At 71.5% G+C, this 26,500-nt stretch carries 18 protein-coding genes; 10 read left to right on the top strand and 8 right to left on the bottom strand.

The window, feature by feature from the left end:
• Positions 1–47: 47 nt before the first annotated feature.
• Complete coding sequence (locus tag ABZ642_RS08405; RefSeq protein ID WP_360479153.1) at positions 48–1,103, bottom strand: LysR family transcriptional regulator; 1,056 nt, start codon at positions 1,101–1,103, stop codon at positions 48–50.
• Positions 1,104–1,117: 14 nt separating this feature from the next.
• Between ABZ642_RS08405 and ABZ642_RS08410 the strand changes: the two genes are divergently transcribed.
• Both ABZ642_RS08410 and ABZ642_RS08415 read left to right on the top strand, forming a co-directional pair.
• The gene (locus tag ABZ642_RS08410; RefSeq protein ID WP_360479156.1) at positions 1,118–2,320 is read left to right on the top strand and encodes a mandelate racemase/muconate lactonizing enzyme family protein; all 1,203 of its coding nucleotides are present in this window, start codon (positions 1,118–1,120) and stop codon (positions 2,318–2,320) included.
• A gap of 35 nt (positions 2,321–2,355) precedes the next feature.
• Positions 2,356–3,114 (top strand): SDR family oxidoreductase, encoded by a 759-nt coding sequence (locus ABZ642_RS08415; protein WP_360479159.1) that lies wholly within the window; start codon positions 2,356–2,358, stop codon positions 3,112–3,114.
• A 21-nt stretch (positions 3,115–3,135) separates the two neighbouring features.
• On the opposite strand, the gene ABZ642_RS08420 is transcribed toward ABZ642_RS08415, so the two are convergent.
• On the bottom strand, positions 3,136–5,595 hold the full coding sequence (locus tag ABZ642_RS08420) for a glycoside hydrolase family 95 protein (RefSeq protein WP_360479162.1): 2,460 nt from the start codon (positions 5,593–5,595) through the stop codon (positions 3,136–3,138).
• Positions 5,596–5,688: 93 nt separating this feature from the next.
• Positions 5,689–6,840, bottom strand: a complete 1,152-nt coding sequence (locus ABZ642_RS08425) for an ROK family transcriptional regulator (RefSeq protein ID WP_360479165.1) — start codon at positions 6,838–6,840, stop codon at positions 5,689–5,691.
• 683 nt (positions 6,841–7,523) lie between these two features.
• Here ABZ642_RS08425 and ABZ642_RS08430 point away from each other — a divergent pair.
• From ABZ642_RS08430 to ABZ642_RS08465, 8 genes are all read left to right on the top strand, one after another.
• Positions 7,524–9,413: a hypothetical protein gene (locus ABZ642_RS08430; RefSeq protein WP_360480151.1), complete on the top strand. Its 1,890-nt coding sequence runs from the start codon at positions 7,524–7,526 to the stop codon at positions 9,411–9,413.
• A 73-nt stretch (positions 9,414–9,486) separates the two neighbouring features.
• A complete protein-coding gene (locus tag ABZ642_RS08435; RefSeq protein ID WP_360479168.1) occupies positions 9,487–10,506 on the top strand; it encodes a sugar ABC transporter permease in 1,020 nt (339 codons plus the stop codon).
• A gap of 11 nt (positions 10,507–10,517) precedes the next feature.
• Positions 10,518–11,456, top strand: a complete 939-nt coding sequence (locus tag ABZ642_RS08440) for a carbohydrate ABC transporter permease (protein WP_360479171.1) — start codon at positions 10,518–10,520, stop codon at positions 11,454–11,456.
• An 18-nt stretch (positions 11,457–11,474) separates the two neighbouring features.
• Complete coding sequence (locus ABZ642_RS08445; RefSeq protein ID WP_360479174.1) at positions 11,475–12,824, top strand: sugar ABC transporter substrate-binding protein; 1,350 nt, start codon at positions 11,475–11,477, stop codon at positions 12,822–12,824.
• Between the two features lie 78 nt (positions 12,825–12,902).
• A complete protein-coding gene (locus tag ABZ642_RS08450) occupies positions 12,903–15,086 on the top strand; it encodes an alpha-galactosidase (RefSeq protein ID WP_360479177.1) in 2,184 nt (727 codons plus the stop codon).
• Positions 15,087–15,320: 234 nt separating this feature from the next.
• The gene (locus ABZ642_RS08455) at positions 15,321–17,186 is read left to right on the top strand and encodes a Xaa-Pro dipeptidyl-peptidase (protein WP_360480154.1); all 1,866 of its coding nucleotides are present in this window, start codon (positions 15,321–15,323) and stop codon (positions 17,184–17,186) included.
• A 53-nt stretch (positions 17,187–17,239) separates the two neighbouring features.
• A complete protein-coding gene (locus tag ABZ642_RS08460) occupies positions 17,240–17,758 on the top strand; it encodes a SigE family RNA polymerase sigma factor (RefSeq protein ID WP_360479180.1) in 519 nt (172 codons plus the stop codon).
• Positions 17,755–18,441 carry a hypothetical protein gene (locus ABZ642_RS08465; RefSeq protein ID WP_360479183.1) on the top strand — a complete coding sequence of 229 codons (687 nt, stop codon included), beginning with the start codon at positions 17,755–17,757 and terminating at the stop codon, positions 18,439–18,441. The genes ABZ642_RS08460 and ABZ642_RS08465 overlap by 4 nt, the downstream gene beginning before the upstream one ends.
• Positions 18,442–18,625: 184 nt before the next feature.
• On the opposite strand, the gene ABZ642_RS08470 is transcribed toward ABZ642_RS08465, so the two are convergent.
• The 5 genes from ABZ642_RS08470 to ABZ642_RS08490 form a co-directional block, all read right to left on the bottom strand.
• Positions 18,626–19,726 carry a substrate-binding domain-containing protein gene (locus tag ABZ642_RS08470; RefSeq protein WP_360480157.1) on the bottom strand — a complete coding sequence of 367 codons (1,101 nt, stop codon included), beginning with the start codon at positions 19,724–19,726 and terminating at the stop codon, positions 18,626–18,628.
• A gap of 86 nt (positions 19,727–19,812) precedes the next feature.
• Positions 19,813–20,883: an ABC transporter permease gene (locus tag ABZ642_RS08475; protein WP_360479186.1), complete on the bottom strand. Its 1,071-nt coding sequence runs from the start codon at positions 20,881–20,883 to the stop codon at positions 19,813–19,815.
• Positions 20,880–22,409, bottom strand: a complete 1,530-nt coding sequence (locus ABZ642_RS08480) for a sugar ABC transporter ATP-binding protein (protein ID WP_360479189.1) — start codon at positions 22,407–22,409, stop codon at positions 20,880–20,882. The genes ABZ642_RS08475 and ABZ642_RS08480 overlap by 4 nt, the downstream gene beginning before the upstream one ends.
• Before the next feature lie 123 nt (positions 22,410–22,532).
• Entirely contained in the window at positions 22,533–25,247 is a 2,715-nt protein-coding gene (locus ABZ642_RS08485) for a SpoIIE family protein phosphatase (RefSeq protein WP_360479192.1), read from the bottom strand.
• Between the two features lie 242 nt (positions 25,248–25,489).
• Positions 25,490–26,467 carry a cyclase family protein gene (locus ABZ642_RS08490; RefSeq protein WP_360479195.1) on the bottom strand — a complete coding sequence of 326 codons (978 nt, stop codon included), beginning with the start codon at positions 26,465–26,467 and terminating at the stop codon, positions 25,490–25,492.
• Positions 26,468–26,500: the final 33 nt, after the last annotated feature.

Below are 26,500 nucleotides of genomic sequence, written 5' to 3' on the forward strand. Positions count from 1 at the left end.
GATTCACGGATGGGGGGTATTCTCCCCGCGAATGAATCCCCGCGTCGTCACAGCGGTGGAATGGCGGTCGTCCCTTCGGGCCGTGGAGCCTTTATCACCGCTCGGATGAAAGCCTGTGCGGCCGCGCCCAGCGGTCGCTCCGAGTGCCACCAGATTCCCACGTCCCGATACCGGTTGAGATGGCGAATGGGCCGCATTTCCATTCCCTCGCGCAGGACCATCACCCCGCCCAGGTAGTTGATGATGCCGATTCCGTGCCCGGCCCGCACCATGGCGCCGAGGGTGGTCGGCTGATGGGACACGATTCCGCTCGGCGCGACCAGGTCCTTGATGCTCAACTCGACCTCGGCCTCGTAACCGACCACCGTGTTGGCGAGCGGATCGCCGATCGTGATGACGCGCTGGCCCGTGAAGTCCGCGAGATCGACCTCGCTCTTCTCCAGCAGGGGATGCCCGGTCGGGGCGAGCATGACGAAGGGTTCCCGCCACAACGGACGCATGGTGAAGGCGTGGTCGTGCGGCTCCGGCCGGACCGTGCGCAGGGCCACCGAGACCCGGCGCTCGGACAGCGCCGCCTCGATGAAGTCCACGTCACCGTCCAGGACCGCCACCCGGATCCCCGGGTGTTCCTCCTGCAGCGCCGTGATGACCCCCGGGAGGAACTCCGAACTCCCGCTGGCGAAGCTCGCGACGGTGACGGTTCCCGTGATGTCGCCCCGGTCGGTCTGGCGCGCGGTGACCAGTTCGTCCGCCGCCGCGAGCACCGCCCGCGCCCGGGCCAGCAGGGCGCGCCCGTCGTCGGTGAGGGTGAGCGGCCGGATACGGCGCTCGATAAGCAGACATCCGAGTTCACGTTCCAGATTCGCGATGTGCGCCGACACGCGTGGTTGCGACAAATGCAACTTTTCGGCCGCTCTGGTAAAGCCACCGGTATCCACGACCTCGACCCAGGTTCGCAACCAGGCCAGTTCGAGAGTCATTGACCGAACCTCCTCGCCGCGCAGCCGGGCCGCCGCCGGTACGGAATTCCTTCCGGCGTCAGGGCATCTGCGCGGCAGATCATGTGTATTCGCATTTCGCCGTTGACGAGTTCCGGCGGCCATGGCCGACTGGAACAATGACGGATCAGACTTCCTTCGGCACCGCCCGCGGCCTGTTGTCCGCGCACGGCGCGGACCTCCTGCGCGGCGACGACGGTGCGGTGATCACCTCCGTGGAGACCTATGCCCTCGCCGTGCCCCTGAAGCGGCCCATCGCCGACTCCACCGCCGCCATGGCGCACTGGACGGTACCCGTGGTCGAGATCCGCACCGCCGACGGCCGTGTCGGCACGGGTATCTCCGGCGTGCACTGCGCTCCCGAACTCCTCTCCGACGTGATCCTTTCCTACTATGCCGATGCCCTTCTGGACACCTCGTCGGAGGACATCCTGGGCACCTGGAAGCGCCTGTACTGGCTGCCCACGCACTGGATGGGCCGGGCGGGCGTCGTCCACATGGCGCTGGCCATGGTCGACATCGCCCTGTGGGACCTCGCCGCACAGCGGGCCGGCATGCCCCTGTGGCGCCTCCTCGGCGGCACACAGGAGAGCGTGGAGGCGTACAACACCGACGGAGGCTGGCTCAACCTCTCCGACAGCGAACTCGTCCGGGACCTCACCGCGCTGGTCGACCACGGCTGGTCCCGGGTGAAGATCAAGGTGGGCCGGTCCGACTGGCGGGAGGACGCCCGCCGCGTGCGCGCGGTCCGCCGGGCGCTCGGCGACGACGTGACCCTGATGTGCGACGCCAACCAGCGCTGGGACCTGTCGACGGCGAACCAGATCATGCCCGTCCTGGAGGAGGCGGCGATGGACTGGGTCGAGGAGCCCGTGCACGCCGACGACCTCCAGGCGCACGCCCGCCTCCAGGCGTCGACGCGGCTGGACGTGGCGGCCGGGGAAAGCATCTACTCCTACCACCAGTTCGCCTCCTTCATGGCGGCCGACGCCATCCGGGTCGTCCAGGCCGACGTCACCCGGGTCGGCGGGGTGACCGAGTTCCTGCAGATCGCCTCGCACGCGGCGGCGCGGGGACTGCGGTTCGCGCCGCACGCCGGCGACATGATGCAGGTCCACCAGCACCTGGTGGGGACGGTCCTGTCCGAGGTGCCGCCGCTGGTGGAGTTCATTCCCTGGACGCAGGAGGCCTTCGTCGAGCGCAGCGTCGTACGCGAAGGGCTCATGGAGCGTCCGCAGGGTCCGGGCGCCTCGACCGCGATCGATCCGGCCGCACGCGTCCGCTGGCAGATCCCCGGAGTGGGGTCGGCCAAGACGCTGTGAAGCCGCCCCACGCATCCACCGACGGAAGGAACGAGATGACCGAGTCGCCCCTGAGGCACACCGACGAGCGAGTGGCCGTCGTCACCGGCGCGGGCCAGGGAATCGGGCGCGCCATCGCCGTGGCGCTCGCGGACCGTGGCGTACGGGTCGTCGTCACCGACCGCAACACGGAGACCGGCACCGCCGTGGCCAAGGAGGTGGGCGGCGACTTCCTGCCCCTGGACGTCTCCGACCCGCGGGCCGTCGCCGAGGCGGCCGACGAGGTCGTACGGCGCTTCGACCGCGTCGACGTCCTGGTCAACAACGCCGGCATCGCCCACGAGGACGCGGCCCTCGACGTGTCGGACGACGTCTGGAACCGCATCCTCGGTGTCGACCTGACCGGGACCTTCGTGGCCTGCCGCGAGTTCGGCCGGCACTTCGTGAGCCGACGGTCCGGGTCGATCGTGAACATCTCCTCCATCGCCGCCTTCATCGGCTCCAACCCCGAGTACCACGTCGCCTACGACGTGGCGAAGGCCGGAGTGGCCCAGCTGGCACGGTCCCTCGCGGTCGAGTGGGCGCCGTACGGGGTGCGGGTCAACGCGGTCGCGCCGGGCCGCACCCGCACCCCCATCCTCGACACCGTCGGGATGGACGATCCGCTGCGGATGACGCAGTGGATCGGCCAGATACCGATGGGCCGGCTGCTGGAGGCCGAGGAGATCGCGACGGCCGTGGCGTTCGTGGCGCTCGACGCGACCGCGATGACCGGGCAGACCCTGCTCGTCGACGGCGGCCAGATCGCCCAGTGACGACGTCACCGGCGCCTGCCCTCAGCCGAGGCCGAGGGCAAGCGCCTCTCCCTCGGCGAGCCGTACGTCGAGGAGGTCGGCGCCGTACCGCACCTGCACGACCGTGGCCCGGGACGCCCGGATACGCGCGGCTTCCAACCGCCCGTCGCGCCACCGGACGTCCGCGGTGAGGCCGCCACGGGCGCGCAGTCCGCACACGCTCCCGTCGGGCCAGCCGGACGGCAGCGCGGGCAGCAGTTCGACCTCGCGGCCGTCGGACTGCAGGAGCATCTCGGCGACTCCCGCCGTGCCGCCGGCGTTGCCGTCGAAGGAGTAGATGTTCTGCGCCGCGCCCGCCACCCCGCCGGCGGAGAACGTCATCAGGTTCGCCTCGCTGGCGTCCGCGATCAGGCTGGTGAGGTGCCTGAGGGCCGAGTCGCCGTCGAGGAGACGGGCGAAGTAGACCGTGAAGTTGGCCTCGACCCACTCGGTCTGCTCCCACCCCGGAGCCTGCTGCCTGCGCTCGACGGTGACCTCGGCGGCGCGGGCGAGCTCCGGTGTGCCGCGCGGGGTGATCTGGCGCTCCGGGAACAGGGCGCTGAGATGCGAGGTGTGCCGGTGGCTCGGCTCGGCCTCCTCGTAGTCGTGCAGCCACTCCTGCAACTGCCCGTGCCGCCCGATCCGCAGCGGCGGCAGCCGTCGGCGCGCGGCGGCGATCCTGGTCCGCAGGTCGGCATCCTCACCGAGCAACTCGGCGCTCTCCGCGCAGATCCGCAGCACGGCCTCCATGAACACCCGGTCCGCGGTGGCCCCCATGGACACCGAACACCGGCTGCCGTCGGGCGCGAGATACCAGTTCTCCGGCGATTCGGACGGCCCGGTGACGAGCAGGCCGTGCTCCGGCTCCTCGACCGCGTAGGCGAGGAGGAACTCGGCGGCCCCCCGCAGGACCGGGTACGCGCGCTCCCGCAGGAACGTCTCGTCACGGCCGTACTCGAAGTGCTCCCACAACTGGAGGGCGAGCCAGGCCCCGCCGGTCACGTTCATGCCCCAGCCGACGCCGGAACCGGGCGCCGTGTACCCCCACGCGTTGGTCACCGTGTGGGCGACCCAGCCAGGTGCGCCGTACATCTGCTCGGCGGTCGCCCGGCCGTGGTCCGCCAGGCGCTCCAGGAGGCCGAACAGCGGTTCCTGGCACTCGGCCAGGTCGGTGGGTTCGGCGGCCCAGTAGTTCTGCTGGGTGTTCATGTCCAGGTGGAAGTCGTTCGTCCAGGCCGCGCTGCTGGCCAGGCCGTCGTTCCACAGCCCCTGCAAGGCCAGCGGCAGGGGGGAGTCGCGGCGGGAGCCGGCCACGGTCAGGTAGCGGCCGTACTGGAAGTAGAGCGCTATGAGAGCGTCGTCGGCCTGTCCGGAGGCGAGCCGGTCGCGGCGGGCGTCCGTGGGCAGGGCCGCGATGTCGGACGGTGCCGATCCGAGATCCAGCGAGACCCGCCGCATCAGCGCCCGGTGGTCCGCGATGTGTGCCGCCCGGACGGCCTCGTATCCGGCTGCCGGCCCGGCGGCCAACAGGGATTCCGCCCGCGCCCGCGGGTCCGCCCCCGCCCAGTCGGTGCCGACGACGACGTAGACGACCGCGCTGTCGGCGCCCTCCAGACGGAGCGCGTCGCCCGCCCGGTGCACGGTGCCGCCGTCGGCTTCGAGACGGGCGTGGATCTCCAGCGCGACGCCCTGCTGCCCGTCGCTGTGCAGGGTCTCGTAGGCGTGACCGCTGAAGACGACGGAGGAGTCCGTGGTGGTCGTGTCACCGGGGAGCAGGCCGTCCCGGACGGACAGGATGAAGCCGAGCGATCCGGGGCGGTCCGTGGTGAGACGGATCGCGATCAGACCGTGCGGGTTCGTGGCGAACACCTCGCGGGAGAAGCGGACGCCGCCTTGCCGGTAGGTGACCGAGGCGAGGCCGGTGTCCAGGTCGAGGGTCCGGCGGTAGTCCTCGGCCGGAGGCCCGTCGGGGAAGGCGAACTGGACCTCGGGGAGGGGGAGGTTGGTCCCGAACGACCTCGGCCTGCCCGGTAGATGCTCCGCCGCGAGCCGCTGTGCTTCGGCGTGTTCGCCGGCGAAGAGGAGCTCGCGGATACGCGGCACCTGCGCCCGGGCGGTCGGACTCAGGTCCGTCGCGGAGGGACCGCCCGACCATGCGGTGGACTCGGAGAGCTGGATCCGCTCGCGGTCGGTGCCGCCGTGGACCATGCCGCCCAGGCGGCCGTTGCCGACGGGCAGTGCTTCGAGCCAGCGGGTGGCCGGGCGGTCGTACCAAAGCGTTCCGGGCGGGCGGCGGACATCGCGGAAGTCGTGGGCGGAGAAAGCTTTCAGCATGGCGTGCGCTTTCGGTACGGGGTGACGGACGGAGGACGGCTCACGCGGGGCGGACGCGGGAGCGGCGCGCGGCGCGGAGGAGAGGCGCTCGGGGTTGCCGGGCGGGGCGAAGTTGTGTTCGCGGGGCAACCGGGCGAGGCGAAGTGGTGTTCGCGGGGCAACTGGGCGGGGGCGAAGTGGTGTTCGCGGAGCAACCGGGCGGGGTGAAGTGGTCTTCGCGGGTTACTTGGCGGGGGCGAAGATGCGCTGGGCGGCGACGGCGGCGCCGCCGCGGGCCCACTCCTCGAAGGGGAGGGGTCTGACGACGAGGTCGCAGTCGGCCGCGGCGCCGAAGGCGCGGGCCGCGAAGGTGGTACGGATCTGCTCCTCGTAGAGGTCGTAGGTGGCCACGCCCTCGCCCGAGATGATGATGCGTTCGGGCCCGATGAGGTTGGCCACGGAGGCCAGCGCCAGGCCCAGGGCGTGGCCGGCCCGGGCGAAGACGGCGCGGACGTCGGCGTTGCCGGTGTGGGCGAGGCGGACCGCCTGGTCCATCGTCAGCACCGGATCGCCCGTCGCCCGGCGGGCCTGTTCGGTGATGGCCTGGGTGGAGGCGACGGCCTCGACACAGCCGGTGTTGCCGCAGGTGCACACCCGGTCGGTACCGCCCACCGGAAGGTGCCCCACTTCCCCCGAGACACCGTGGGCCCCGGAGACGACCCGGCCGCCGAGGGAGATCCCGCAGCCGATGCCCGCGCCGACGGTGACCAGGGCGAAGGACGACAGCCCGACCCCCACGCCGAACCACTGTTCCGCGACGGTCAGCGCGCGTACGTCGTTCTCGATCACGGTCGGTATGTCCGTGGCCGTCTGGACGAGTTGGGCGAGGGGAACGCGGCGCCAGTTCAGGAAGGGGGAGTACTGGACGGTGCCGGTGTGGCCGTCGACGTCCCCGGAGATCGTGACGCCGATGCCGTGCAGGGCGCCCGCCGCACGGGGCGGTGCCTTCGCGGTCAGCCGGTCGACGAGCCGGGCGATGGCCAGGACGACCGTACCGACGTCGCGGGAGGTGAGGGTGGCGCGGGCGGTGGCCAGGGTCCGTGCGGTGAGGTCGGCCAGCACACCGATGAGTTCGTCACCGGTGACCTTCACGCCCACGAAGCGGGCACGGTCGGCCCGCACCGCGATCAGCGTGGCCGGCCGGCCGGCGGTGCGCTCGGCCGAGCGGCCCAGCTCGGTGATCCAGCCGTCCGTCAGCAGGGGAGTGGCGACCTTGGTGATCGCGCCGGGTGACAGGCCGGTGCGACGCCCGATCTCGGCGCGGGTGAGCGGGCCGTGCGCGAGCAGGGTCTGGAACAGCAGAGCGGCCGCGGGTGGCTGATCAGCGAGCGTCATGCGGCGACCATACATTTCCATTGGAAAAGAAGATAGGAGAAGTTCGCCGCCGGTCAGTGCCCGCCTTCCCTACTCATCGCCCGAATCCTGATCCATTCTTTCCGCGAATGTCGATGATTCGGGCCGCGCAATATGTTGACGCTGGAAGAAAAGCCTGGCTACATTCGCGGCACCTCAGGACAGGTGGATGGGACGTCCACCCGTGCAGGTGGCGGCCGGTTTCCTCCTCGACCGGCCGCGTAAGTCATCGCGGGCTGCGCTCCCGAACGGGCGTCGCCTTACGGCCACTTGGGCGCCCGAACGCCCACTCGACCAATTCCCCATGCGGCTGACCGTGCAGAGGCACTTCCAGGCCTTCCGAGGGCCCCGCCGTGCCTTTCGCGCCGAGATGGAGTAATCACATGGCTCGTCCAGCAGGACCTGCTGCATCCGTACGCCACAGACTCCGAGCGGGCGGTGCGCGCCTGCGGCACCTGCCCGTCCTGGCCGCCACCGCCCTGGTGGTGTCCCTCGCCGCACCGACCGCCGCGACGGCGGCCGGAACCTCCCCGTCGACGGCTGACGCCTCCTCTTCGGTGCCGAATACCTCGGTGCCGAATACCTCGGGGCCGAGTGCCTCGCTCGCGAGCGCCTCCCCGTCGGGTGCCGGCCGCCGACAGGACCTCCTGGCCGCCAAGCCGTACATGGGCTGGAGCAGTTGGAGCCTGGAAGCCACCAGCTTCCCCGGCTACGGCGGGGTCGGCTGGCTCACCGAGGCACACGTCGAGCAGCAGGCCGACGTGGTCGCCAAGAAGCTCAGGTCCCACGGCTACGAGTACGTCAACGTCGACGCGGGCTGGTCGAACGGCTTCGACCGGTACGCCCGCCCGACCGCCAACCCCACCACTTTCCCGCACGGCATGAAGTCCCTGGGCGACTACCTCCACCACAAGGGCCTCAAGTACGGGCTGTACCTGGCCGTGGGCCTGGACCCGGCCGCGTACGGCGACGGGAAGACCCCGATCTACAACGCGCCCGGCTGCACCACCTCGGACGTCGTCTACTCCGACCTGCGCAAGACCAACGGGTGGAACTCCGCCTACAAGATGGACTTCGCCAACCCCTGCGCACAGAAGTACATCGACTCCCTCGCCGACCAACTGGCCGGCTGGGGCGTGGACTTCCTCAAGGTCGACGGAGTGGGACCGGGCTCCTGGCAGGGCGACGCGGACCACGACAACACCCCGGACGTGAAGGCCTGGCACACCGCGCTCCAGCAGTCCGGCCGTCCGGTCCAGTTGACGCTGTCCTGGTCGCTCAGCCACACGAAGGCCGAGACCTGGAAGGCGAACTCCAACGGCTGGCGGATCGACACGGACGTCGAGTGCTACTGCAGCACGCTGGTGACCTGGAACAACTCCGTGAAGGGCCGCTGGAACGACGTCGTGCAGTGGATCGACGACGCCGGGCCCGGCCACTGGAACAACCTCGACTCGCTGAACGTGGGAGTCGGCGCCATGGACGGCCTCACCGAGGCCGAGCGGCAGAGCTACATGACGCTGTGGGCCATCGAGTCGGCGCCCCTGTACTCGGGCGACGACCTCACCAAGCTCGACTCCTACGGGCTGAAGCTGCTCACCAACGACGAGGTGATCGCCGTCGACCAGGCCGGCCATCCGGCGCGGCCGGTCAGTCAGACCACCGACCAGCAGACCTGGTACGCCCGTAATCCCGACGGCAGTTACACCGTCGCGCTGTTCAATCTGGGTTCCGGCGCCGCCGACGTCACCGCCGACTTCGCCGACCTGGGCATCGACGGCACGGCGGCGGTCCGCGACCTGTGGCGGCACAAGGACCTCGGCCGCGTCTCCGGGCACCTCACACAGAACCTCCCGCCGCACGGCTCGCGGCTCTTCACCTTCACCCCGACCCGCCACGGCAACCAGCCCGGCACCCCGCTCGGCCTGCACGGCACCGCCGCCACCTCGACGAGCGTCTCGCTGGCCTGGGACGAGGTGAACACCGGTGCCTCACCCGTCACCCGCTACACCGTCTACGCCGACGGCCGGCCGGCGGCCACCACCACCGGCACCACGGCAACGGTCAACGGCTTGAGTGCCGCGGGCGCCCACACCTTCACCGTCGTCGCCCGTGCCGGCGAGGGGCTCAACTCGGGCCCGAGCAAGGCCCTTTCGGTCACCACGCCCGCGTCCGGCGGCCCTACCGCCTACGAGGCCGAGGCCTCCGGCAACCCCCTCACCGGCAACGCCACCGTCGCCGGCTGCGACGGCTGCTCCGGCGGGCAGAAGATCGGCAACCTCGGCGGCGGTGAGGTGGCCATCACCCACGTGAGCGCCCCGAAGGACGGCACGTACCTGCTGAAGCTCGACTACGTGGACGGCGACTCCAGCCGTGTCATCGACCTCACCGTCGGCGGCACCACCCTCCACATCCCGGTGCCGGGCACCAACGACAACAACTGGGGTGCCCCGCAGGCCCTCACCGTCCCCGTGCCGCTGAAGGCCGGAGACAACACGCTCAGCTTCGGCAACGCCACCGACTACGCACCCGACATCGACAAGATCACCGTCTGATCCGCCAGTTCGTACCGCTCGTACCGCACGCACGTATCGCACGTACCGCACGTATCGCACGAAGGAGGGTGCTGTGGTGGTCACATCACAGGGCAACCACGCAACGCCGGTGAAACCGCGCTCCGGTGAACCGGGCGCGGTGGCCACCACGGCCGCCTCGCCGGTCAGGAAGAAGACCACACCGAGGAAGGGGCGGCGGCCCGGCGCCACCAGGTCCGTCGCGGCACGCCGCCGGGACCTGCCGGTCGCCCTGCTGCTCATCCTCCCCGCCGTGGTCGGCTTCGCGTCCTTCTACGCCTATCCGACCCTGCGCGGCATCTACCTCAGTTTCACCGACTTCCACGTCCTGAGCCCGCCGCAGTGGGTGGGGCTGGACAACTTCCGGGAGCTGATCGGGGACGACGTCTTCTGGCACTCGCTGCTCGTCACCGTCTACTTCGTCCTGCTGTCCGTGGTCTTCGGCACCTTGATCTCCCTGGTGACGGCTGTGGTGCTGGACCGGGTGACCCGGTCGTCGGTCCTGCGCGGCGTGATCCTGCTGCCGTTCCTGATCTCCAACGTCATCGCCGCCCTGGTGTGGCAGTGGATGCTCGATCCGACCCTCGGCATCGTCAACATCGCCCTCAAACACCTGACCGGCCACTCCATCCTGTTCTTCGGCAGCGGGGGATGGGCGATCCCCTCGCTCGCCGCGATCAGCGTGTGGAAGTGGATGGGCTACTACGCCCTGCTGATCTTCGCCGGTCTGCAGACCATCCCGCCGACCATCTACGAGGCCGGCCGCGTCGACGGCGCCAGCGAAGTGCAGATGTTCCGCCGGCTGACCGTGCCCCTGCTGCGGCCGATCCTCGTCATGGTGGTCGTCCTGACGGTGATCAACTCCTTCCAGGTGTTCGACATCGTGCAGGTCACCACCGAGGGCGGCCCGGCCAACGCCTCGAACGTGCTGCAGATGTACATCTACCGCAAGGCCTTCCGGCAGTTCGACTTCGGTTACGCCGCCACCATGTCGCTGGCCCTGTTCGCCCTGCTCATCGCGGTCACCTTCACCCAGCTGCGGCTCGCCCGCGCCAACGAATCCGACCTGAACTGAAGGAGACCGCCATGGCTGTCACCACCGCACCCGGCCCGGCGGCCGCCGCGCGCCGCCCGGTCCGGAAGGACTCCCGCAGGCTCTCGCCCGGCAGGGCCGTGGCCTGGATCTACCTCGGCGTCATCGTCCTCGTCACGCTCTTCCCGTTCTACTGGATCCTGCGCACCGCGCTGTCGAACAACTACAAGCTGGCGACCAATCCGTCCTCGCCGCTGCCGGTGGGCTTCACCTGGGGTGCCTTCGAGCGGGTCCTGGGCCTTGCCTCCACCGCGGAGGCCCAGGCCCAGGGCGGCTCCGGCGCCACCCTCGACATCGCGCTCTACCTGCGCAACTCGGTGATCTACGCGTCGGTGCAGACCGCGCTGATCGTGCTGATCTCCGCGGCCGCCGCCTACGCGTTCTCCCGGCTGCACTGGCGCGGCCGCGACCTGGTGTTCAACATCCTGATCAGCGCCCTGATGGTGCCCAGCGTGTTCACGCTGCTGCCCAACTTCGTCCTGGTGAAGGACCTGGGACTCACCGACACCTTTGCCGGACTCATCCTGCCCGGCGGCCTCTTCCAGGCCTTCACCCTGTTCTTCCTGCGGCAGTTCATGCTCGGCCTGAGCAGCGAGGTCGAGGAGGCCGCCATCATCGACGGCGCCGGCCCGCTGCGGATCTTCTTCCGGATCATCCTTCCGATGTCGACCGCGCCGATCGCCACCGTGTCGCTGCTGATGTTCGTCAACGCCTGGAACGACTACTTCTGGCCGCTGCTGATCGCCAACGACCAGAACGTCCAACCGCTCACCCTCGCACTCGGCGTCTTCAAGCAGTCCTCGCCCCAAGCCGCCCCCGACTGGGCGGGCCTGATGGCCGCCGCCCTCATCGCGGCGCTGCCGATGCTGCTGCTCTTCCTCGCGTTCGGCAAACGCATCGTCAACTCCATCGGCTTCTCCGGCCTCAAGTGACCAGTGAAAGAAGGAACCATGAGAGTTCGCAAGGCTGTGGCCCTGGGAGCCTCGCTCACCCTGGCGGCCCTCCTCTCCGCCTGCTCCTCCAACTCCGACAGCGGCTCCGGCTCCGGCACCCTGAACTGGTGGACCTGGGACGACAAGCAGGCGGCCGCCTACCAGGTCTGTGCCAAGGACTTCGAGAAGGCCAACCCGGGCGTCAAGGTGAAGATCACCCAGTACAACGTCACTGACTACTTCACCAAGCTCACCGCCGGCTTCGTGGCCAACAAGGCCCCCGACGCGTTCCAGAACAGCGTCCAGTTCTTCCCGCAGTACGCCGACCAGCACCAACTGCTCCCGCTGGACGACTACATCAAGAAGGACGGCTTCGACCTGTCGCGCTTCTCCGTCGGCGTCGACTCCTGGAAGTACACCGACGGCAAGCAGTACGGCCTGCCCCTGGACTGGGCGGCCACCGGCCTCTACTACAACAGCGACATGCTCACCAAGGCCGGCTACACCGCCAAGGACGTCCAGAACCTGAACTGGAACCCCGACAACGGCGGCACGATCGGCAAGATGATCGCCCATCTGACCCTCGACACCAAGGGCCGGCGCGGTGACCAGCCGGGCTTCGACAAGGCACACATCAAGACCTACGGCTTCGGCCAGCTGGCCGCCAAGGACTTCCTGGGCCAGTCCACCTGGAGCTCCTTCGTCTCCACGACGGGCTGGCGGCTCGGCAACAAGGCCAACTGGCCGACCGAGTTGAACTACAACGACCCGCGCCTGGTGAAGACCATGGACTGGATCCGCACCCTGGTCGCGAAGGGGTACGCACCCAAGATCGGTACGTTCACCAACACGGTATCCGACGTCGACCTGCTCTCCTCCGGCAAGGTCGCGATGGAGACGGGCGGATCGTGGTCGGCGTCCACCTTCGCCAAGATCCCCACCATCAAGGTCGGCATCGGGCCCACGGTCCTCGGCCCCGACGGCAAGACCCGTGCCGTCTTCAGCAACTCCAACGGGAACACCATCTGGGCCGGCACGAAGAACCCGGACCTGGCCTGGAAGTGGGTCTCCTACATGGGCTCCGAGGCCTGCCAGACCAAGGCGTCGGCGACCGGCACCTTCTTCCCGTCCATCCCCGCCTCGATGGACGCCTCCGCCAAGGCGCTCAAGGCACAGGGCGTCGACCTCACGGTCTTCACCGACATGCTCAAGAACAAGGAGCTCTACCCCTCTCCGGACTTCAACAACGGCGCGGAGCTGCAGGACGCGATCGAGCCGCTGATCGAGGCCTACTTCGGCGGGCAGAAGGACGACAGCGTCTTCGCCGACATGCAGGCCAAGACGAAGAGCATCCTGAACAAGAAGTGACCGCCGCCGCCTCGGCGCACCGCGACCGGGACGCGGCCCGTACGGCGCGTCCTGCCGCCCTCCCTGAAAAGAGACCGTATGCCCACCACCCCCGCGCGAATCGTCAGCCTGCGCGCGGCCGGCACCTGCTTCGCCGTGGAACTGACCGAACCGGTGCCCCGAGTCCTGCACTGGGGAGCCGACCTGGGCGAACTGGCCACTGAAGATCTGACGGCGCTGAGCCTGACCGCCGAGCCCGCGCTGCTCAACAACGCCCCGGACCTCCCGCGCCGCTTCACCGTCTGGCCCACCGAGGCGGACGGCTGGTCCGGCACTCCGGCCCACCACGGCCACCTGTCCGGCACCGCCGGCGCTCCCCGCCCGACCCTGACCGGAGCCACCCACCGCACGGACCCCGACGGCGGCGGCGAACTCCAACTGCGGTTGGCCGAGGCGGCGTCAGGTGTGGACATCACGCTCACCTACACCCTGGACGCCCACGGGATCCTCACCGCCGACGCCGTCCTCTGCCGCACCGAGGGCGCGGACCCGGTGCCGTACGACCTGTCCGGCGCGCTGACCCTGCTGCCTCTGCCGCGCCGGGCCACCGAGATCCTGGACTTCACCGGAAAGTGGAGCCGGGAGCGCTCCCCTCAGCGGCGCCCGCTGCACCAGGGGGCCCATGTCCGTGACGTGCGACGCGGGAAGTCCGGTGTGGACTCTCCGTATCTCCTGACGGTGGGAGTGCCCGGCTTCGGATACCGCACGGGCGAGGTGTGGGCCGTGCACGTGGCCTGGAGCGGTGACCAGCGCTACCTGGTGGAGCAACTCCCGGAAGGAGCAGGCGTACACGCCTCGGCGCTCGGCGGTGGCGAACTCCTGCGGGCGGGCGAGATCCGCCTGGCGCCCGGCGACTCGTACCGCACTCCGCGCTGCCACTTCGTGTGGTCGGCGGACGGCCTGGACGGCATCGCGGACCGCTTCCACCGCCACCTGCGCGCACGCCCCCAGCACCCGCGCGGCCCCCGTCCCCTGGTCCTCAACAGCTGGGAAGGGGTCTACTTCGACCACGACCTCGGCCGGCTCAAGGCCCTGGCCGAGCGTGCCGCCGCGGTGGGGGTCGAGCGCTTCGTGCTCGACGACGGCTGGTTCAGCGGCCGTCGCGCCGACACCGCGGGGCTCGGCGACTGGCTCGCCGACCCGACCGTCTGGCCCGAGGGACTCGGCCCGCTCGCCGACCATGTCCGGGCGCTGGGCATGGACTTCGGACTCTGGGTCGAACCGGAGATGGTGAACCTCGACTCCCACCTGGCCCGTGCCCACCCCGACTGGATCCTGGGTCCCGCGGCCGGCCTCGGCCCGTCCGCACGCCATCAGCACGTCCTGGACCTCTCCCGTCCCGAGGTCTTCGACTACCTGCTGAAGTCACTGGACGCCCTCGTCGGAAGCTACGGCATCGCCTACCTGAAGTGGGATCACAACCGGGAACTCCACGAAGCCGTGCACGCTCGCGGCGACAGGCCCGCGGCCCACGCCCAGGTCGAGGCGTTGTACCGGCTCCTGGACGCGGTCAAGCAGCAGCACCCCGGCCTGGAGATCGAGAGCTGCGCCAGCGGCGGCGGCCGGGTCGACCTGGGCATACTCGCCCGCACCGACCGGGTGTGGCCCTCGGACTGCAACGACCCCGTGGAACGCCAGGCGATCCAGAACTGGACCGGCCAACTCCTCCCGCCCGAACTGGTCGGCTCCCATGTGGGCGCCGCCCTCAGCCATACCACCAATCGCGTCACTTCCGACACGTTCCGGCTGGTCACCGCCTTGTTCGGGCATGCGGGCATCGAGCAGGACCTCAACGAGTGCTCGGAGCAGGAGCTGGCCGCGCTGACCGCCTGGGGTGCCCTCTACCGCGAACTCCGTCCCCTGCTCCACACCGGTCGTACGGTCCGCGCCGACCTGGAGGACGAGTCCCGCCTCCTGTACGGGGTGGTGGCCCAGGACGGATCCAGGGCGCTGTATTCCTGGGCGCGGGTGGCCACTTCCCCCGAAGGCCAGTCCGGCCGCACGCCCTTTCCCGGCCTGGACCCCGACGCCCGCTACCGACTCCGCGTGCGGACCGACCTCGGCCTGCCCTCGTTCCACCAGGTGGCACCACCCCGGTGGTTGACGGCAGCCCTGGACGACTGGCTCACTCTGCCCGGCGCCGTCCTGGCCACGGCCGGCCTGCCCATGCCCACCCTCAACCCTGACCAGGCCCTCCTCGTCGAGGTCCGCCGCCAGGCCTGAACTCGCCGTGCCCGAAGCCGCACGACGCGCCTGGCACACAGCCACGCCGGCCCAGGCCGTCGAGCCGGCCCGAGGCGCGTTCAGGACCGCACGGCGAGAAGTGGGTCCCCGCGGCATGGCAACCTCCGACGGGGGCCAGAGGGTTACCCGTTCGTGCATCCCGACAATTCTGTGGCGACACCTGGTGAACGCCGACGCCGAAAGCCGCTCACGACGGTGGCCCTCACCGTGACCGTGGTCAGCGCTCTGCTGGCCGGCTGCTCCTCCCCGACGAGTCCTTCTCTCCCGGGGGCGGGCGGCCCGGCCCCGACGACGGCCGGCGCGGCCGGCCCCTCCGGAGAGACCGAGCCCGTCTACTCGTACCAGAAGGCCGTCCGGGAGACCGTGTGGGTCGACACCGGGCTCGACGAGGACGGGGACGGGAAGAACGACCGGGTGGCCGTCGACGTCGTGCGCCCCGGTGAACCCGCCGCCCAGGGCCACAAGATCCCGGTCATCATGGAGGCCAGCCCCTACTACTCCTGCTGCGGTCGTGGCAACGAGAGCCAGAAGAAGACCTACGACGCGGGCGGGCGACCGGTCCGCTTCCCGCTCTTCTACGACAACTACTTCGTCCCGCGCGGATATGCCTTCGTCGCGGTCGATCTCCCCGGCACCGGTCGCTCCGACGGCTGCACGGACGCCGGAGGGTCCATCGACATCCAGTCCACGAAATCCGTCGTCGACTGGCTGAACGGGCGCGCCCACGGCTACACCACGCACACCGGCACCACCCGCGCACAGGCCACCTGGACCGACGGCGCCACCGGGATGATCGGCAAGAGCTGGGACGGCAGCATCGCCAACGGGGTCGCGGCCACCGGCGTCAAGGGACTGAAGACGATCGTCCCGATCAGCTCCATCTCCTCCTGGTACGACGCCTACTTCTCCCAGGGAGCCGGGCTGGTCGGGAGCGCCCCCACGCCCGGTGCGCTGATCCGCACGGTCGAGAGCGATGCCGCCGGCGGGCGCTGCGCCGCCGTCAACAAGCCGCTCGGCGACGGGGCCGCCGTCAAGTCCGGCGCCTGGTCCTCCACTTGGGCCGAGCGGGATTATGTGGCGGACGCGGACAAGGTGAAGGCGAGCGTCTTCGTCGTGCACGGCCGGCAGGACCTCACGGTCCGCACCAAGGAGTTCGGCCAGTGGTGGGACGCGCTCGCCAAGAACGGTGTCGAGCGCAAGATCTGGCTCTCCCAGACCGGGCACGTCGACCCCTTCGACTACCGCCGCGCCGCCTGGGTGGACACCCTGCACCACTGGTTCGACCATGAACTCCTCGGTTACGACAACGGCATCGACCGCGAGCCGATGGCCGACATCGAACGCACCCCCGACCACTGGACCACGGACGCCGTCTGGCCGCCGAAGTCGACGGCCACCGTGACCCTCGACCCCGGCCAGGGCACGCAGCCGGGCGTGGGCACGCTCGGTACCCGCACCGGCAGCGGGACCGACACCTTCACCGACGATCCCGAGAAGAGCGAGACCGACTGGGCCGCGCACATCGACCAGCCGACCGGGGAGAAGGCCGGCTTCGTCAGCCGGCCGCTGGCAGGAGCCGTCCGTGTCTCCGGAGCCTCGAAGGTCACCGTCACCGCCACCTCGACGACCGTGACCGCGAACCTGTCGGCGGTCCTCGTCGACCTGGGCCCGGCCACCATCCGCGACTACGACCCGGCCGGCCTGGGCATCTCCACGGTCTCCGGAAAGTCCTGCTGGGGTGAGAGCACGGCACAGGACAGCGCCTGTTACAAGAAGACGGCGACCGACACCGTGCACGTCACGAGCACCGTCTTCAGCCGGGGCTGGGCCGCGCTCGGCACCGCCGCCGCCGCGCACCGGGTCCAGCCGCTCACGCCCGGCAAGGCGTACACCCTCACGCTCACGCTCGCGAGCACCGACCACGTCGTCCCGGCCGGCCACCGGCTCGCCCTGATCGTCGCGGGGACCGACCGGGGCATCGCCTCCCATGCGGCCGACCGGCCGACGATCTCCCTCGATCTGGCCCACACGTCCCTGCGGCTGCCGGTGGTCGGGCAACCCGGTTGGCCCTCCACCTAGTTCCCTGAGTACGGGACCCATGAACACGGCGGGGGCAAAACGGAGTGAACCAGGTGGAGGCGGCGGATACCGAGTGGAGTTTCGAGGAGTTCGTCGCCGTCCGCGGAGACCGTCTGTACCGGGCCGCGTGGCTGCTGACGGGCGACGCCCACGCGGCCGAGGACCTGTTGCAGACCGCGCTGGCCAAGGTGTGGCCCAAGTGGTCCCGAATCGCCGGCGACAACCCCGAGGCGTACGCACGCCGGGTGCTGGTCAACACCCATGCCTCGTGGTGGCGTCGGCGCTGGCGTGGCGAGACCCCCACGCCGGAACTGCCGGACGTCACCGCGGTCCGGGACGTCTTCGCCGAGGTCGACCTGGAGCAGTCGCTGGCCGGAGCGGTCCGGCGGCTGCCACCGAGGCAACGGGCGGTCGTCGTCCTGCGCTACTTCGAGGACCTCAGCGTGGAGGAGACCGCGCAGGTGCTGGGCTGCCGCCCCGGCACGGTGAAGAGCCAGGCCGCCAAGGCACTGCGGATCCTGCGGCAGCACCTGGGGCCGTCGCACGCGCTGGAGGTCGGTGAGCAGCCATGACACGTACGCCAGGGGACGCGGAGGAACACCAGGAGGGGCACGCGGAAGAGGAACTGCTGCGTGTGGTGCTGGGCCGGGCCACCCCGTCGGGCTGGAATCCGCGGCGCGTCCAGGAGATCCGGCGGCGTGTGGTGGCCCGGCGCCGGCGCCGGGTCGCGCTGACGGGCGCCGCCGCTGTCGCGTTGGCGGTGGCTGTCACGACGCAGCTCTGGGATTCGCCGCCCGCCAGGGACCGCACCGCGGCGACGCCCGAGGTGTCCTGGGCGCCGCCCGGCTTCACCGGACTTCCGCTCTCGGGCCTGTCCGCGGGCCCGTCCGCCGGGTGGCGCACGGTGCTGCGTCCGGACGGAAAGCCGGGCACGGCTGTCGTCGCCGCGTTCAGCCCGAGAGCCTCCGCCGCCCCGCTGACTCCCGTCGTCGCGGGCGGGGCGCTGGTGTTCTACGTCCAGACCGAGGCCGGAGGTCCCCGTGCCGCCGTACGCCGACTGGACCGGGTCGAGGGCTGGTGCGCGCGGGCGGGCGGCTCACAGGAACTGATGCGCATCGTGGCTCCGGCCGAGGACGGGCATGCGGCGCGCACCGGCTATGCGTGCCTCAACAACGCCTCCCCGACCGTGATCCAGCAGACCACCGAGATCCTGGCCACCGCCACCGCCACCGCCACCGCCACCGTCGGCCGCTGATGCGGTGGGTGGACGCGGACCCGGTCGTGGAGTCTGCCGGACGGCGGCGGTCGCCTCGTTCCGCGACGTCCGCCGCCGGGTTCCGGCGGACGACCGGCTCCAGCGGTCCGGAGGGGCCTCGGGCTTCGATGCCCCGGGCCGGGCCCGCTCGACCGAGGCCCCGCCGCGGCCTGTTGTGCCTCCGTCACCTGCCCCAGATCTTGCGGTACGCCTCCTGGTAGCCCGAAGGGTTCCAGGCCGAGGTCCCTTCGCTGTTGGCCGCCGTGGAGACGTGCACCGGCGCGACGTAACCGCTGGCCGGACGGCCGGAGAAGGCGCGGTTGAACTCGTCGGCGATCTGCCAGCCCTGCAGCGACAGCGGCTCGGGGACGGTGGCCGCCTGGTACTGACCGCCGTTGATGCGCTGGAAGGCGGACGGGTCGCCGTCGCCGGCGCCGATGTTGAAGGGCGGGCCGGTGCCCCGCTCCCCGGCCGCGCGGAAGGCGGGGGCGGCGTCGGCGAAGTACAGGTCGTTGATCGCCACGGAGTGGGTCCACCGGCTCCCGAACCGGGCCAGGAGGGTGGAGACCTCCCTGGCGGTACGGGCGCTGGTGTCCGGGATCGGGATGTTCTCGTACGCCAGCACCCGCACCCCCGCACAGGTGGCCAGCCCCTTTCTGATCAGCTCGGACTTGTGGTGGGCGAACGGGATCGAGGCGTCGGTGAACAGGACGACCCCGGCGTTGCCCCGGGAGTCCGCGACGACCCACTGCGCGCTGATCGCGGCGACCTCGCCGACGTCGGTGGTGACGTTCGTGAAGAGCCTGGGCCGCACGCTGGGACCGGGGGAGGTGACCGCGTGCCAGCCGACGAGCGGGATGCCCGCCGCGGTGGCCCGCGCGGTCTGCTGCGAGGTCGAGTCGGGGTCGAAACCGCCGATGACGATGCCCGAGGGCCGCAGCGCCACGGCCTCGCTCAGCGCCGCCTGGATACCGGCGGGGGTACCCTCGCCGTCGATCACCCGGACGTTCCAGCCGATGACCTTCGCGGCCTCCCGCAGGCCCTTCGCGACGCCCGCCACCCCCGGGTTGGTCATGGTCTGCGCGACGTAGACGATCGTCCTGCCGGACACCGCCGCGGGGCCGGTGGTCGGCCCGTTCCAGGGGATGTCGGTCCGCTCCGCCCGGGTGACGGCCGCCTGGGCCCGCGCCTGGACCGCCGGGCAGCCGCTCGGGCCGGTGGCGGAGACCGCGGGGCCGTCCGGCGACCCGCGTTCGCAGCCCGCGAGCGCGGTCGCCGCCGCCAGCAGGACGACGGTGACGGACCGGGCCGGGCAGACCCTGCGGTTGCCGTGCACGGGGGCTCCTCGCACGGGAGAGGGACGCGGGGCACTCATGGCGTGGGGCCCGCCGGGTCACCGTCCCGGGCCGAGGGGGACGGCTCGCCGGGTGCGGCGGCCGCGTCGGCTCCGGTGCGCAGACGGCGGGCGGAGTAGCCGGCCAGTCCTACGGCGAGCAGGAGCGTGCCGCCGTAGAACAGCGGGACCGTCCAGAAGTCCGCGCCCAGCTGGCCGATGCCGGTGAGGCCGACCGCGAGCACGGCGACGGCGACCAGCGTGCCCAGGGCGTTGGGGCGGCCGGGTCTGATCGCGGTGGAGCCGAGGAGGGCCCCGGCGAAGGCGGGCAGCAGATAGTCCAGGCCGACACTGGGATTGCCGATCTGCTGCTGGGCCGCGAGCAGCACACCGGCGAAACCGACCAGCAGCCCCGACGCGGCGAACGCGTAGACGGTGTACCGGCGGGCCGGGATGCCGACGAGTTCGGCCGCGCGCGGGTTCGAGCCGACGACGTAGAGGTAGCGGCCGAGCGGCAGCCGCTCCAGCACCAGCCAGAGGGCGCCGGCGAGGGCGAGCACGTACCAGGCGGGCACCGGAAGCCCTAGGAACCTGGAGTTGTAGAGATCGGTGAAGGCGGCGGGGAGTCCCAGCGGACCGGGGACGATCCGGCCGCCGTCGGTGATCCAGCCGGTCACGGCGTACATCATGCTGCCGGTCCCGAGGGTGGCGATGAAGGAGTCGATCCGGCCGAACTCGACGACCGCACCGTTGAGGACGCCCACGACCGCCCCGCCGGCGACCACCACCAGGCAGGCCCAGGGCCAGGGCCACTGCTCGGTGACCACGAGGTGCATCACCATCACGTGCGCCAGGCCGAGGCCGTAGCCGAGGGAGAGGTCGAACGCGCCGGTCACGATGGGGACCGTGGCGGCGAGCGCGAGGACGGCCGGGATCGACTGGGTGAACAGGATCGAGTCGACCGTGTCCCGGGTGGGAAAGGTGCGGGGCAGCGCGAGCGAGAAGACCAGGAAGAGCAGCGCGGTGAGGGCCGGCAGGCCGTAGGCGCCGACGTGGTGTCCGACAGAGCCCCGGCGCGGCCGGGCCGGGGCCCGGGGCGAGGCGGTCATGAGGCCGTCGCGGTTCCGGCGGGGGGCATGGCCGAGGCCGCCCGGGTGAGCCCGGCGACCGTGAGCGCGGGACCGCTCAGTTCGGCCGTCACGGAGCCGCGGACGAAGACCAGGGCCCGCCGGCACACGCCGGCGACCTCCTCGAAGTCCGTGGAGACGAGCAGCACCGCGAGTCCGGCGGCCAGTGCCTCGTCGAGCAGCCGGTAGACGGCGGCCTTGGCCCCGATGTCCACGCTCGCCGTCGGGTCCTCCAGGATCAGCAGGCGCAGGCCCACCGGATGCCAGCGGCCGATCATGACCTTCTGCTGGTTCCCGCCGGACAGCGTGCCGAGCGGGGCCTCGCTGTCCCGGGGACGCACCGAGAACCGTTCGATCAGGCCGGCTGCCACCGCGCGTTCACGGCGGGGGACGATCCGGCGCAGCGCCGGCACGCCCGCGGCGCCCGGGTTGGCCAGGAGGTTCTCCCGCACGGTCAGTTCGGCGGCGCAGCCCTCCCGCTGTCTGTCCCCGGGCACCAGGCCGACCCCGAGGCGGACGGCGTCGGCGACCGTACGGGGGCGGTACGGGCGGCCGTCGAGCAGTACCCGGCCGCCGAGGACGGGGCGGGCACCTGCCAGGGCCCGGCCCAGTTCCCGGTGTCCGGCGCCGGAGAGGCCGACCAGACCCAGCACCTCGCCCGCCCTGAGGTCCAGGCCGACCGGTCCTGAACCGGCGGTCCGTACGCCGTCGAGGGTGAGGACGGCGGGGCCGCCCGCGGGGACGGTGGCGGGGCGGTACGGCGCGGGTTCCTCGCCGACGATGTCGTGGACCAGGCGGGTGGGGCTGTGGCCCGCCAGGTCGCCCTGGCTGACGAGCCGGCCGTCGCGCAGGACGGCGAAGGCGTCGGCGACCTCGTACACCTCGTCCAGCCGGTGGGTGACGTAGATCAGACCGTGTCCCTGGTCGCGCAGGGTGCGCAGGACGCGGAACAGCCGGGCGCAGTCCGCGGCGGGCAGCCGGGCGGTCGGCTCGTCCAGGACGACGAGTCCCGCCCGGGTGGCCAGGGCCCGGGCGATGGCGACCAGCGACCGCTCGGCGGGGGAGAGCCGGGCGACCGGCGTGGCGGGGTCGAGGTGTCCGGCGACGGCCGTCAGGGCGTCGGCGGACCGCTCCCGGGTGCGCCGCCAGGAGATCAGCCCGGCGCGGCGCGGGTATCCGGTGCTCAGGGCGATGTTCTCGGCGACCGTCATCCACTCCACCAGACCGAGGTCCTGGTGGATGAAGGACATGGCGGCGGAGGCGGCACGGCTGCCGAGCGGGTGCCCGTCCACTGTGATCCGTCCCGCCTCGGCGCGGTGGATGCCGGCGAGCACCTTGATGAGGGTGGACTTTCCGGCCCCGTTGGGGCCGAGCAGGGCGAGGACGCTGCCCGCCCGGACGTCGAGGTCGACCCCGTCGAGCGCGAGGGTCCCGCCGAACCGCTTGGTCAGCCCGCGGACGCGGACCAGGGGGTGCGCAGAGGTGTCGGGAGGGTCGTGCACGGACATCTCCGAGGGTCGGCCTGGCGAGTTCTTCCCGACTGTCACCAGCGATCCTAATGCGACAATCCATACCAGATCGGGTATCTGTCGCTCCGTGTGACACCAACGGGTCAGTGGCCGGTGCCGGTCTCAGCTGCCCCCGAGGCCGCACTCGGCCCAGATGACCTTGCCCTGCGGCAGATAGCGCGTCCCCCAGCTCTGTGCCAGCTGGGCGATGAGGAACAGGCCCCTGCCGCCCTCGTCGGTGCTGGCCGCCCGGCGCAGATGCGGGGCGGTGTTGCTGGTGTCGGAGACCTCGCAGATCAGGGTGCGGTCGAGCAGCAGCCGGACCCGGATCGGGCCGGAGCCGTGCCGGATGGCGTTGGTGACCAGCTCGCTGAGCGTCAGTTCCGCCGCGAACGCGGCCTCGTCGACTCCCCAGTCGGCCAGTTGCCGCATGGCGGCGGCCCGGACCTGGCCGACGAGGGCCGGGTCGGCCTCCAGGTCCCAGTCGGCGATCCGGTCGGGGGACAGGGCGAGGGCGCGGGCGACGAGCAGCGCGATGTCGTCACCCGGGTGGACGGGTGCCACGCTGTTCAGGATCGCCTGGCAGGTCTCGTCCGGTGTGCGCCCCGGTTGCGCCAGGACCGCACGCAGCCGGTCGAGGGCGACGTCGACGTCGCGGTACCGGTCCTCGATGAGCCCGTCGGTGTAGAGGACCAGCAGACTGCCCTCGGGGAGGTCGACGTCGACGGCTTCGAAGGGCAGGCCGCCGAGGCCGAGCGGCGGACCGGCGGGCAGCTCGGGGAGGGACACCGTGCCGTCGGGGCGGACCAGCGCGGGCGGCGGGTGCCCGGCACGGGCCATGGTGCACTGCTGCGTGGTCGGGTCGTAGACGGCGTACAGGCAGGTCGCGCCCAGGATGCCCGCTTCGGCGGCCGCGGGGTCCTCCCGGTCCAGGCGTCCCACCAGGTTGTCGAGATGGGTGAGGACCTCGTCCGGGGGGAAGTCGAGTTCGGCGAAGCTGCGGGCGGCGGTGCGCAGCCGGCCCATGGTGGCGGCGGAGAGCATGCCGTGGCCGACGACGTCCCCGACCATGAGCCCGACCCGGGTGCCGGAGAGCGGGATGACGTCGTACCAGTCCCCGCCCACGTCGGACTCGGCCGGCAGATAGCGGTGGGCCACCTCGACGGCGTCCTGGTCGGGCAGGCCCTGCGGGAGCAGGCTGCGCTGGAGCGCCAGGACCATGGTGCGTTCGCGGGTGTAGCGCCGGGCGTTGTCGATGGACAGGGCGGCACGGGCGGCGAGTTCCTGGGCCAGCGAACGGTCGTCGTCGCCGAAGGGTGCGGGATCCCGGCCGCGGTAGAAGGCGGCTACGCCCAGGACGACACCGCGGGCCACCAGCGGGACCGCGATCAGGGAGTGGACGTGGGTGAGGAGTTCCTCGGAGTGCTCGGGGTCGTGGGCCAGCCAGCCCGCGGCGACCTCCAGATCCGGCTCCAGCACCGGCTCCCCGCCGGTCAGGCAGCGCAGCTGCGGAGTGGTCGGGCCGTAGTCGACCTGCTTGCCGACCGGATGGAAGGGGCAGTCGTCGCGGATGCCGTGCACCACCGTACGGCGCAGGTCGCCGTGCGGCTCGGCGGACTCCTCGCCGCGCAGTACCGCCTCGGGCAGGTCGATCGTGATGTAGTCGGCGAGTCGTGGCACCGCCGTCCGGGCCAGTTCCTGGGCCGTGCGGCGCACGTCCAGGGTGGTGCCTATGCGCGTACTGGCCTCGGACAGCAGCTCCAGCCGGCGTCGGGCGGCGAGGGCGTACCGTCCCACCTCCGGTTCCCCCACGAGCAGCAGCCCTCTCGACGGAGGCGCGACGGCGGGACGGCCGGCCCGTGCTCCCGCGACCGTGACGTCCCTGCCGCCCGAGGAGACCTGACCGGGCCCGGTGACGGTGACGGCCCCGGACGGCAGGACGAAACCGGGGGCGGCGGGCGCGGCGGGGAGGTCCGGCAACTCGTCGAACCGCCCCGGGGTGATGAGGGGATCGCGTGGCGCGAGGCCCGGCAGGACGGCCTCGATGGCCACGCCCTCGACTCCGGTGGTACTTGTCATGGGGCGGCTCAGCAGCGTGACACGGCGGCCGTCGGACAGGCAGACGTGGACAGCTGCCCGCTGTGCGCGGGAGAGCAGCTCGGTGGCCTTCTCCATGAGGATCGCGCGGTCCCGCGGGTGCTGTCCGAGGGCCAGTTCGTCCAGTCCGACGGTGTGGCGACAGCCGACGGCGGCCTCCGCCTCGGTCTCCACGTACGCCCCCAGCAGTGCCCGCTCACGTGCGGAACTCTGTCTCAGCAGCCGCCGTTCGACGGCTCGCGCCGCCTTGCGGATCACGGTGGCGAGCCGGGGGTCGTCGAAGGCGCGGGGATAGCCGAAGCACAGCACGCCCTCGATACGGCCGCTGAGCGGGTCGCGGACCGGGAGCGCGCGGCAGGCACTCGTCTGGGCCCGCTCGGCGAAGTGCTCGGCGCCGTAGACCCGGATGAGCTGCCGCTCCGCCAGTGCCAGACCGATGCCGTTCGTGCCGGCGACCTGCTCGGCGAACACGAACCCCGGCACGCACTGGATCGCCGGGAGGCTTCTGGCCAGGGACGCCTCTCCGAAACGGCGCAGCAGGACGGTGCCGTCGGCATCGGCGACGGAGATGTTCAGCCGAGTGCCGGCGAACCTGTACTGGAGCCGGTCGAGCACCGGCACGGCCGCGCGCACGATCCGGGCGTCCCGCTCGAAATCGTCCCGGAAGGGGAGGTCGCTCTGGTCCGCCGAGAGCCCCAGGGACCGGCAGCGCTGCCACGAGTTCTGGATCGAGGTGCGCACACCCGCGTCGACGGATTCGCCCTCCAGGAACCGCTCACGCGAACGCGCGGGCCCTGCGCCGTCTGTCGCACGCCCCGTGGCCGTTGGTGCCCCGCCGAACCGCACCGCGCTTCGCCTCGCTCGCGATAGTCCGCTCTCCGTAAACAATTTTCCATAACAATCCGACATGAAAGACAATACGGACATTAGGGGTGTGAGTCACGGGGTGGCACCGCTGTCCGCGTACGCCGCCGGGCCGCACGTCACAGGACCGCCACCGGGTTGACGGGCGAACCCGTCCCGCCCGGGACGTTCAGCGGCGCCACCACCAGCAGGAACTCGTACCGCCCGGCCTCCGCGGTGGCGGCCGAGAGGGCCTCCAGGTCGAGGTTGTCCAGCAGCGGGACGCCCATCGCGGCCAGGGCCAGGGCATGGACCGGCGAGTGCACACCCTCGACGGGCGAGGGCCTTACATCGCTGTCGCCGTCACCGCCGAGCAGCGCGATACCGCGCTCCGCCAGCAGCGGTACGGCGTCCACGTGGAAGCCCGCGCTCGCGGTGTCCGGGTCCCAGGCGCCCATTTCCCCGCGGCGGCGGACGTGCCCGGACCGCAGCAGCACCGCGTCACCCTCGCCGATCGTCACCCCGAGCGTCCGCTCCGCGTCGGTGACGTCCCGCGCGTGCACCGCTCGTCCCGGCTCCAGCCAGCGGACCCCGAGGACGGCGGGGAGGTCCAGGAGCACACTCCTGGTGACGAGGGGCCCGAGCGCCGACACCGCTCCGAAGCGGGCGCCCGCGGTGCCCACGACGTCGGCGGCCGTCCGGCCGTCGTAGAGCTGCCCCCGGTAGGCGATGTGGCACAGGGCGTCGAGATGCGTGACGCCCTTGCCGTGGTAGTCGGCGGCGATGAAGTCCTTGTGGGCGGTGGGCTCCGGGCGCTCCACGTCCCCGAGGTCGGTCATGTGGTGCAGCGCGGGCCTGCGGTTGTCGGGGCCGGGCCGGGTGTTCCACGGCAGCGCCAGCGGGACGACCGTCCCGGACCGCACGCCGGCCGTGGCCCGCCGTACCCGGTCCGCGGTCACCCGGTTCCAGGCACCGCGGTCGGCCGGGTCCCACCGCCCCCAGGTGCGGACCGCCTCGAAGAGCGCGTCGAACTCCCGCCGGGAGACGGCGGGCCCGTTGCCGGTGACGGCCGAGCCGGGACCAGGGGGGTCGGGGGCGGCGGCGGGCTTCGAGGTCATCGGTACTCACCGTCCTCCGTCTCCCGGGCGGAC

It is taken from the genome of Streptomyces sp. NPDC007157 (genome assembly GCF_040634235.1).
In the GTDB taxonomy this organism is placed as follows: Bacteria; Actinomycetota; Actinomycetes; order Streptomycetales; family Streptomycetaceae; genus Streptomyces.